Genomic DNA, 9,161 nt, shown 5'->3' on the forward strand with positions numbered 1-9,161 from the left:
CAGTCGTGTGCTGCGGTTTGTCGTATTATATCCGATCTTTCCGACATTTCCGACATGATTCCGACATTTCCGACATTTGCGATCTGCTTGTCTAGGAAAAGTCCCGACATTACCGGATTCATCATTGTAATATACTGAGCTTTAGATGAATTAAAAGCGAAATATGGCAGAACCAAAAGGATGGCAGAGTATTGGTAATGTTGATGGTATTGATTGGGAAATGAAACAAAAGCAGCATGGTCGATTTTTTATGATGCGACCAGTTGGAACTGAATACGACCCAAACGATCCTGATTACCCGCACACTCGAGTTGAACTCGAAAACGGTCAACCAACTGGTTTTCAGCACAACTCCGAAGGTAGAGACTATAGCATGAAGTTTGGAAGCCATAATGTCATTATGACTGCGGCAAGGATTGCTTTGAATTTCCAGTAGCTAAAGAAGGAAACGCAATCGCCAACATCTACGGCAAAAGTTAAAGGTTAGCAAGTAGCATGGAATTTGAAATTGACACAAAGGCGGCTGATGATAATCTTAATAGGATTGGCAATTGGATGATGATCCGCTGTGAAGGTACTTGGGGAGACTCGATTAGTGCAAAAAGAATATCAGAAGATACAGTTGATATCATCACTTTAACCGTAAGCCCAGTCAATGAAAATCAAGGTCGTGGTACAGCACTTGTTCAGAAAGTTTTTGACGAATTACCTAGTGATGTCAAGAAAGTTGTTATACGGAAAAATGACAATCCTGGGTGGTGGTCACATATTAAATCTAGAATTAGCGGTCGTGCAAACCTTGTCTTATAGTTCCATTCAGAAATGGAAGGATTGATTGAGAAAAGTTGCGATCGCCCACATTTACAGGAAAAGTTAAAGGTTGGGCGATCGCTCCCTCGAATCTACTATACGGTAGCGCAAAGGATGGGAGAGGGTGCAGGGGGCGATGCTTCATCTCAGTATCATTAATAATTAAAATTGGAGTATAAATATGAGCGATCTTAAGAAAAAACCCGTTCAGACTAGCCACGTAGTCGCTGCGATTTTTTTCCCCCCGCTGGGCGTATATTTGACAGTTGGGCTTGGCACTCAGTTTTGGATAAACCTAGTGCTCACATTCTGTTTTACATGGATTCCCGGAGTTATCCACGCTGTTTGGCTGATTTTTAATCACAATGCCTTAGTTAATAAAAATGAAGATGAAACTTCTAGCCTTCCTAATCGTAATGAAATAAGATACCCGACTATTGATGAAAGTCAACTGAATGACGATCTGAGTTCAGCAGTAGGAATAGATTATCGAAACCTGCGGAATTGTCTAGCAGTTAAAGATTTTGAATCCGCTAATAAGGAAACTAAATCTATTTTCCAAAAGATTTCCTATATAGACCTGAACCTAAGCGATCCAGATCCTGAAAAAACTAAAATACCAAGAATTCCTTGCACAGATATATGTACTATAGACAGGCTTTGGGTCAAATACAGCGAAGGACGTTTTGGTATTAGTGTTCAAGATGAAATTTGGATTAATATTTATACGAGTCTTTACAAAGAGAAACAAGAATTTGACAAGCGAGAGAAAATTGAAAGCAACGCCGACGAACTTAGCTTCTCAGCTCAGTTCGATGCCTGGTTTAAATTAAATGACATACTAGGGTGGAAATCAAACAATTCTGGTCTAATTTATCAATGCTCAGCACCAAAGGGTCATTTACCCGTCATATATACTCCTAGTAACATAAATCATTATGCTGGTCTGATAGGCTTGTTTATGCGACTTAGGATCTGTATTCAGTAGAAAAAAATATACCTAGGCTCCGCGAACAAATTGCCCAACCTAATCAATTTGGTTAAAGGGAAATACGATCGCTCTATCGAATCTACTATGCGGTAGTGCAAAGGATGGGAGAGGGTGCTGGGGGCGATCGCTTCCTCGAATTTAGTTTAGCTATATAAAACCCAGGTGTATACTTTGGTTTATTTCCTAAGTAAATAAGGTTCAAAACAGGAATGAAGAGATATGAATATATCGGAAGAAAGCACATGGGAATTAGAATTAGACTTAATGGGGAAAGCCTCTAGTGAAATACAGAAAGGCAACTACGAGACAGCTTTCGAGAGCCTTAATGAGGTTTTATCTGTCAATCCTATGAAGTGGGAAGCTTACAAGTGGCGCGGTCTACTTTATGCGGGTTCGGGTAATTATCAAAAAGCCATAGAAGATTTTAACCGAGCGATTAATATCATTTTAAATGATAGTAATGTAAATGATAGTGTTACTATGGAAATTTATTACGATCTAGGTAAAGTATTTGAATCTATTTATTTTAGCAACGAATTTTTGGAATCTATAGAATATCTATCACAAGCTATTACAATCTACGACAAAATTCTTCAAGAATATCCCAAATGTATACCACCACGCTATCGCAGAGGTGGTATTTTTTACTATGTAGGAATGAAAGCTGATGACGGTGAAGAATTGCTGCGGCGCGCTGTAGAAGATTTTGATTTTATACTGGAAAATGAACCTAAAAATATGGACACAACTATGAAAGAGGATGCAATTCTGAAAAGGAATCTAGCTAGGACGCTGCTAGGCGGTGATATTAGCTGGCTGCAAAACGATGTGGATGCGTAGCCGAGAAGTTAAAAGCTGGTAGAGTTTTAAAAGGAACTATTTAACAAGCAGTGGGGAAATGCGATCGCCCTTTTCTCCCCCAAGCGCGATCGCCCTTAAGTTAATCATAAATTTCTCTCCGGTGTCCAATCTGGTGAATAGTAATCACCTTTAAATCATCATCAAAAGAATAAATCACCCGATAATCACCCACTCTTAACTTAAAGAAACCTGCCAGATTAGCCGACAAAGGCATAGGAGTAATTTGTTCAAAATTTTCCGCCAACCAATTGATTTTATTACCTATACGCTCCTGCACAGCCTGAGTCAATCTTTCTTGGTTAACCAGAGCTTCTGCTGTCAACTCAACCGAATAGCTCATTACGATTTTAGACCAATTTTTTGATAGACTTCCCCAAGTTCGATGCTATTTTCTCCTGCTTGTTTCCGCTTCATTGACTCTAACAATTTCAGCTTGACTTCTTCCTTAACTTCTAAACCTGCATCAGGATCGCCCAAATATTCTTCTAAGCACTGTTCAACGGTATGTCGAATCAAGTCCCGCAGTTGCTCAACTGTCATATCTTTGACTTGCATCTTAATCTCCTAGTTTGTGGGATTATTCATAAATAATAGCAAATTTAGTAAAGTTGTCGCTGTAACTGATTTGGCCAGAGCGCACTTTGGAGAGTATTTTCGCAGAGCGATCGCCCTTATTTTTCCCAAAGTGCGATCGCCCTTACCTTCCAACACCAAACTAATTAACTTCCTATATAAGCGGTTTTCTAAAGCGATGTCCATCAGGTTCTACAACCACAAATGCCCCTTTTAGTTCTATTTCAGAGTAATTTTCTATAACTCCTGCTAGTTCCTTGTGAACTTCATTCACCATTTTAGGTAAGACTCGAAGGTAAATCACACCTGTCGCGATCGCCATCACAAAAACCAGATTTCCGTAATCTCTGTCTCGCGTAACCAGGATGCGATTTTCTGTTTGGGCTACTCTCAGTATTTCTTCATCACTTGCTTGCGCTAAACCCATTTGAGCAACAACAATTACATCATGTCCTGCATCAATCAAAAACTTTATGGTGACAGCGTACACATCTTGGTCTATCAGAAACTTCATAATTTAAGCTAATGCCAAATGCACATCTTCCGCCGCCACCAGTGCGATCGCATAACGCAAGCAAGCCCGAATATCATCCACTTCCAGATCGGGATAATAGTCTCGGATAATCTCTCCAAAAGAAAGCCCTTCATTTAGTAATTCGAGAACGCTCTGTACAGTAATGCGCGTACCCACTATGCAAGGCTTACCGAAGTGAATTTGAGGGTTGACGGAGATTCTGTCCATTTTGACCACGCAGCTCTATGTCTGTTCTATTTTAAGTCATCAGGTAGGCGATCGCAACTTGTCTTTTTTCAGCAGTGAGCCGATCGCCCTTATCTTCCTAAAGTGCGATATTATTTATCCCTACCAGGGAAGTGGACGATCTTGACGCAACTCTCGCTGCCATTCCACCGGATCGCTAATATCCGCAAAGACATTACTTGCTGCAATTTTTTCTAGTAACAGCTTTAATTTAAGTTTTTTTGAGGATATCCCCCGATCGCGACCTGCCTGGTAATCTTGCCAAGCAGCTTCGCTCTCTGCTATTTCTTGTGGTGAAATTACTTCATCATCTTCTGCAACTTCTTCCCGTAACTGAATTATTTTTTTCAAGTCTTCTAATAACCGCAGTTGGTCTGCCAGGGTGAGGCTTTTAACTTGATTCAGTACCTTGCTATAAGTAAACATAGACTTGGTTGTAAGAGTTTTTGGTTGCTCTCTATTATATCTCTATTTAAAATTCTGGGAAATGCGATCGCCCCCATCTTCCCCAAGTACCTGAAGCACAGCTATCCGAAAGTGCGATCGTGTCCGAAGAGAACGTAGTCAAGCAATGTTTCGACTAGGCTCAACACAAGTCTCAAAGCATTTTTAAACCGTTACAATGCGTCTAGGACTAAAGTAGCAACTATTTAGATGACATAAAAAAGCAGATTTGATATCAAACCCAGCAGTCGGAAATGTCTGCTAGAAACTTCTGCATCTGCTGGTAGCATTTTTAATACCTCTTTTTCGGATAAAAGGTTTAGATTTTCCTCTTTGGCGAAAAAGTGCTTGCCGAGCAATCTTAGAATAGCTCGAAACCAGGAGGCTGGAAGCCAGTGAATTAAAGGAACAACGGTGTGAAATTCTATCGGATACCAGCGGTTGGGAGTGGTGATGCAGCAAGTTTTGCCGACGCGGCAAAGTTCTCGAACAAAAGCTGTTTGCTGTTGGCGGTTGCCGACGTGTTCGATTACAGCAAAACTGACGACTAAATCAAAGCTTTTGTCGGGAAATGGCAAGGTTAAACCGTTACAACGGACATATGTTAAACCGGGATATTCTTCTTCTAAAAACGAAGCATCTTCCATGCCAACAGCGGTAATTTTGTCCGGGTATGGATAGAGTTTTTCAAAGAAATTGCTGTCTTCACGGCGGTCGGAAGTTACTCCTACATCCAGTACAGTTGTTTCGGCGTTTGGATTGGCTAATGCCATGAGTAAATCAAACATTTTTTGGCGAGCGTACCAAGATAATTTAGTTGCCAAACCACCAAGCTCGGGACCAATATATTCGCTGGATTTGTTTTCAGTTACTTTCATATTCATATTGGTGCAAAACATCAGGTTAATGGGTGGTCGTAAAAATGTTTCCAGTAAGTTTGATTCGATCACCTGCGCTTTAAACTCAGTACGCTTAGAAAAAAGCTGGACAGAACCATCTGCAAACCCACGGTCAGGCAAGTGAGTGAGGGAATAACCAAACGCAGAGTTTTAGAAGAGTCTAGAGTACCGAAAGCAGTTTCGCTCCAGATAGTTAATGACAAGAACGAGCCAACTATTCCAATTAAAATCAGGGTGACTCCGACAATCAATCCTGTCTCTAAGCTAACATACCGAAATATTTTATTTAGTTTCGGGTCTTCGGGCAGCAATTTTTCACTAATCGCAAAAATTTTGGTGAAAAATGCAAAAGTTACTGCTTGAAAACCGATGATAATTGCGATCGCAGCATACAACAGCGTGTGCACATCAAAGTTAATACTGCCGATCTTTTGAGTACCAGGCAACAGCCAGATACCGACAATTAGACCCAAAATCATCAGCGCCACACCCGGATACAAAAACAGCCACCGGGGACTGTAAAGCAGCAAAAATCGCAGGTTCCGCCAGCCATCTCGCCAAGTTCGCAGGTGCGGCGGACGGCTGCGGCCGTCGGGAGAAAGCACGGTAGGAACTTCAGCGAATCGAAGCTTGTACAGAGAGGCTTTGACCACCATTTCGCCCGCAAATTCCATCCCCGTTGTCTGCAAGTCCACCTTCAAAATTGAGTCTCTCCTGAAACCCCTGAGTCCGCAGTGAAAATCGCCGGCGGGACTTGAAAAGAATAGCTGCCCAAGCCATGTCAGCACCGGATTTCCTAAATATTTGTGCAGCGGCGGCATGGCCCCCGGTTTGATGCCCCCTTTAAAGCGGTTTCCCATCACTAATTCGCAGCCTCCGCGCAATTTTTCGACAAAAGGGCCGAGGTTGGAAAAGTCGTAACTGTCGTCAGCATCGCCCATAATAATATAAACTCCGCGCGCAGCGATGATGCCGCCCATCAGGGCGCTGCCGTAGCCTTTGGCTGCTACGGGGACGACTCGGGCTCCCATTCTGGTGGCGATATCTTGAGAACCGTCAGTGCTGCCGTTGTCTGCTATGATGACTTCGCCAGCAATATTGAGTTCCTGCAGAGACTTCTGTGCCTTATCTATGCAGATTTCTAATGTTTCTGCCTCGTTCAGGCAGGGCATGACTATCGAGAGTTCGAGAGTGTATTCCCCGGTTGAGTTGGTCTGCTCTGGCATATGCTTGTTCCACTCTTGCTCGTGAAATAATACTTGCTTTTCCAGTATCTATGCTTAAAATAGGGGTGGCCAAGAAAATTAAATAAAACTTAATCAAAGCTGTTATGGCTAGTTTTTTGTCTGCAATTCTCGCGCTGTCGTATTAGGTTTGTGAATTCATGAATAGAGGCGTTTTTCTGGTTTTGCTTGCTGCTATTTTGTGCAGCGTCGTTGGTCAATTTTCTCTGAAAGCTGGAGCTAAAATTTTAGGCCCGATTGGCGCTGCTAATTTGGTTGAAAAAGTCATAGCAATGGCTACTCAGCCTCTGATCGTAGCTGGTCTTGCTTTGTATGCCGTTTCTTCTGTAGGGTTTATTGTTGTACTCTCTCGCGCCAACATTAGCATAGTCTCGCCTTTGTTGTCAATTAGTTACTTATTTACTGTTTTAGGAGGCAAAATTGTATTTAACGAGCCTTTACCACCGCTGCGATTAGTAGGTGTGGGGTTAATCATGACGGGAGTAATTTTTGTACTCCGAGGTCAAGCTGGGGGTGCAACTGGGGGAAGTTAGCGATCGCTTTTGATATTGATATTTGAGTCCTGAGTTTATACATTAAGTCCAAGAGTGCGTCTAAGTGTTACCTTCTGAATCCCTACCGAGGTCACAATTATGAATTCTTATTTTCTTTCTTTTGCATGGGGAATTTGCATTCTTGTATCGCTGATTGGCTGGGGTGGAGCAGTCAACCGCATCCTCTTTCCCAAACACAGGGTTGACTGGGGACAAAGAGCAGCTTGGGGGATGGCTTGGAGTCTGTGCTTTGGGGGAGTCTTGAATCTTACTTGGACAATTTCGCCAACAACAGTTTTAATTTATCTAGCCTTAGGATTCCTGTACGGAATCGTCGATTTTTACACCAGCAGGCAGTTATTCATCAATTCGGTATCAGAGTTTAAATTTGATTGGAGCGAGCGGGTATTTATTTTAGGGATTTTTACAGTCGTATTTCTAAATCTTTGGCACTATGCAGGCTCGGTTTACAGTCTAAATTTCCAAGGCTTAGACGATTACCATGCCTATTTTGTATATCCACATAAGATGCTACAGATGGGATCTTTGGGCCCAGATCCGTTCAGCGAAAGAAGGCTGTCTTCCCTGGGAGGACAGCCTTTCTTGCATACTTTTGTGCTCAGCGTGCTCGGCAACGAAAATTTTCATTTAATCGATCCCGGAGTTTCATTCCTAATATCAGTAGGACTTCTTTTAGGTTATTTTAAACAAAAAAATATTCCCAAGCAAACAGCAGTTTTATTTCTTTTTATTTTCCTCTGCATCTATTATCCTCAACTAAATACCAGCAGCACCGTAACGGGAACAGCTCTGTTCTTGAGCTTGTTCGTAACTCTGGACTCGGAGGTAATAAAGCTGAGCAATTGGATTCCTAATGCTTGTATTGTAGCTTTAGTTGCGGCGGGTATCTGCTCTTTGAAAACAAGCTACATTCCAGCTTGCATAATTTTAATTATTTTAAGTTACTTTTTTTATATTTTGGGAGCTGTCAGCAATCGCCGAACTGTAATATACGAAGTTATACTGGCGGGAATCTTAACTTTTTTCCTGCTTCTGCCCTGGATGATTTCGATGTACCAATCTTCGGGAACTTTATTGTACCCATTGTTGGGTAAGGGATATCACGGTTCCGCCTATGGCATTTATTTAAACAAAGATTTGACGCTGATGAAAGTGATAAAAATTGTTATTGGATCGGCGATTAATGTATATGGAATTTCGCTGTGGTTGCTGGGTTTTGCCGTCTTCCGCTGGCGAACTGGCCCGATATCGGGTCGCGAGGCATCGCTATCTTTGTTAATAGCTGCGGGTTTAGGAATACCTATTTTAGCTTACTCTACAGGAGGAGTAGAAAGTTATCGGTATTCATTTCCTTTTGTTTCGACAGCATTAATTGTATTGATGATCGTAGCTTTTACTTACGAAGCGGGAGATCAAAGCAAATTATCTAATACTGCTCCTCTACTGATTGCTATGGTTGTAGCTGGCATCATGATTGGCAATAACAGTAACAGCCTCAAAATTAGATATTCGGAATTTGCCGGTGACATCAAATCCGGCATAAATAATATAGCTTTGGTGTCGGAGCAGCAGACTGCTCAACACATCAAAATGCAGCAGTCAATTGCTGAAGGAGAAACACTTTTAACAAGACTTGAAAAACCTTTTTTACTAGATTTTAAGCGGAATAAAATTTTGTTGGCAGATTGGCCAGGCGGTTCGAGTCCTCCCCCCGGTATGCCTTTATATAAAGGCAGCGAACCGTTGGCTGATTATTTAACTTCACAATCTATTAAATATGTAGCATATTCTTATGCAAAGGAAGCAGCATATTCAAAAGCTTTATTTTCATCAAATATTAAGATGGAGAATACTTGGCTGAGAAATCAAGTAGACAACACTTGGGATTTTCAAGATAATTTAAAAGAACTTGGCAAGACTCGCAAAAGAGTATACGATGATGGGGATATTTTTATACTCGATTTGTTAAGTCGCACGGGTGCATCTGGTTTTTGAAGCCTGAAGAAGCATGACCGCATATAAGTT

Annotated in this window: 15 protein-coding genes; 7 read left to right on the plus strand and 8 right to left on the minus strand. The window is 41.6% G+C overall.

Features of this window, described 5'->3' with window-relative positions; all coding sequences use genetic code 11:
• Nucleotides 1-163: 163 nt before the first annotated feature.
• From QT974_RS26095 to QT974_RS26115, 5 genes are all read left to right on the plus strand, one after another.
• Complete coding sequence (locus QT974_RS26095) at nucleotides 164-436, plus strand: hypothetical protein (RefSeq protein ID WP_333471318.1); 273 nt, start codon at nucleotides 164-166, stop codon at nucleotides 434-436.
• A 59-nt stretch (nucleotides 437-495) separates the two neighbouring features.
• Nucleotides 496-810, plus strand: coding sequence for a hypothetical protein (locus QT974_RS26100; protein ID WP_333471319.1), 315 nt, complete (start codon nucleotides 496-498; stop codon nucleotides 808-810).
• A 12-nt stretch (nucleotides 811-822) separates the two neighbouring features.
• A complete protein-coding gene (locus QT974_RS26105) occupies nucleotides 823-969 on the plus strand; it encodes a hypothetical protein (protein ID WP_333471320.1) in 147 nt (48 codons plus the stop codon).
• Nucleotides 970-991: 22 nt separating this feature from the next.
• Complete coding sequence (locus QT974_RS26110; protein WP_333471321.1) at nucleotides 992-1,798, plus strand: YqaE/Pmp3 family membrane protein; 807 nt, start codon at nucleotides 992-994, stop codon at nucleotides 1,796-1,798.
• 222 nt (nucleotides 1,799-2,020) lie between these two features.
• Nucleotides 2,021-2,641 carry a tetratricopeptide repeat protein gene (locus tag QT974_RS26115; protein ID WP_333471322.1) on the plus strand — a complete coding sequence of 207 codons (621 nt, stop codon included), beginning with the start codon at nucleotides 2,021-2,023 and terminating at the stop codon, nucleotides 2,639-2,641.
• A 100-nt stretch (nucleotides 2,642-2,741) separates the two neighbouring features.
• Here the strand turns inward: QT974_RS26115 and QT974_RS26120 are convergent, their stop codons facing one another.
• The 8 genes from QT974_RS26120 to QT974_RS26155 form a co-directional block, all read right to left on the minus strand.
• On the minus strand, nucleotides 2,742-3,002 hold the full coding sequence (locus QT974_RS26120) for a type II toxin-antitoxin system RelE family toxin (protein ID WP_333054057.1): 261 nt from the start codon (nucleotides 3,000-3,002) through the stop codon (nucleotides 2,742-2,744).
• Nucleotides 3,002-3,217, minus strand: a complete 216-nt coding sequence (locus QT974_RS26125; protein ID WP_333471323.1) for a hypothetical protein — start codon at nucleotides 3,215-3,217, stop codon at nucleotides 3,002-3,004. The genes QT974_RS26120 and QT974_RS26125 overlap by 1 nt, the downstream gene beginning before the upstream one ends.
• Before the next feature lie 9 nt (nucleotides 3,218-3,226).
• Nucleotides 3,227-3,421, minus strand: a complete 195-nt coding sequence (locus QT974_RS26130; protein WP_333471324.1) for a hypothetical protein — start codon at nucleotides 3,419-3,421, stop codon at nucleotides 3,227-3,229.
• The gene (locus QT974_RS26135; RefSeq protein WP_333471325.1) at nucleotides 3,390-3,749 is read right to left on the minus strand and encodes a DUF5615 family PIN-like protein; all 360 of its coding nucleotides are present in this window, start codon (nucleotides 3,747-3,749) and stop codon (nucleotides 3,390-3,392) included. The genes QT974_RS26130 and QT974_RS26135 overlap by 32 nt, the downstream gene beginning before the upstream one ends.
• A gap of 3 nt (nucleotides 3,750-3,752) precedes the next feature.
• Nucleotides 3,753-3,977 carry a DUF433 domain-containing protein gene (locus QT974_RS26140; protein WP_333471326.1) on the minus strand — a complete coding sequence of 75 codons (225 nt, stop codon included), beginning with the start codon at nucleotides 3,975-3,977 and terminating at the stop codon, nucleotides 3,753-3,755.
• Nucleotides 3,978-4,097: 120 nt separating this feature from the next.
• Entirely contained in the window at nucleotides 4,098-4,421 is a 324-nt protein-coding gene (locus QT974_RS26145; protein WP_333471327.1) for a hypothetical protein, read from the minus strand.
• Between the two features lie 224 nt (nucleotides 4,422-4,645).
• Nucleotides 4,646-5,317 carry a class I SAM-dependent methyltransferase gene (locus QT974_RS26150; RefSeq protein WP_333471328.1) on the minus strand — a complete coding sequence of 224 codons (672 nt, stop codon included), beginning with the start codon at nucleotides 5,315-5,317 and terminating at the stop codon, nucleotides 4,646-4,648.
• Nucleotides 5,318-5,385: 68 nt separating this feature from the next.
• Nucleotides 5,386-6,564, minus strand: coding sequence for a glycosyltransferase family 2 protein (locus QT974_RS26155; RefSeq protein ID WP_333471329.1), 1,179 nt, complete (start codon nucleotides 6,562-6,564; stop codon nucleotides 5,386-5,388).
• A gap of 158 nt (nucleotides 6,565-6,722) precedes the next feature.
• On the opposite strand from QT974_RS26155, the gene QT974_RS26160 reads away from it, so the two are divergent.
• The gene (locus tag QT974_RS26160; RefSeq protein WP_333471330.1) at nucleotides 6,723-7,115 is read left to right on the plus strand and encodes a transporter; all 393 of its coding nucleotides are present in this window, start codon (nucleotides 6,723-6,725) and stop codon (nucleotides 7,113-7,115) included.
• A gap of 99 nt (nucleotides 7,116-7,214) precedes the next feature.
• A complete protein-coding gene (locus QT974_RS26165) occupies nucleotides 7,215-9,131 on the plus strand; it encodes a hypothetical protein (RefSeq protein WP_333471331.1) in 1,917 nt (638 codons plus the stop codon).
• Nucleotides 9,132-9,161 lie beyond the last annotated feature (30 nt).

The sequence above is a fragment of the Microcoleus sp. BM001215392 genome (assembly GCF_036700185.1).
Taxonomy (GTDB): domain Bacteria; phylum Cyanobacteriota; class Cyanobacteriia; order Cyanobacteriales; family Microcoleaceae; genus Microcoleus.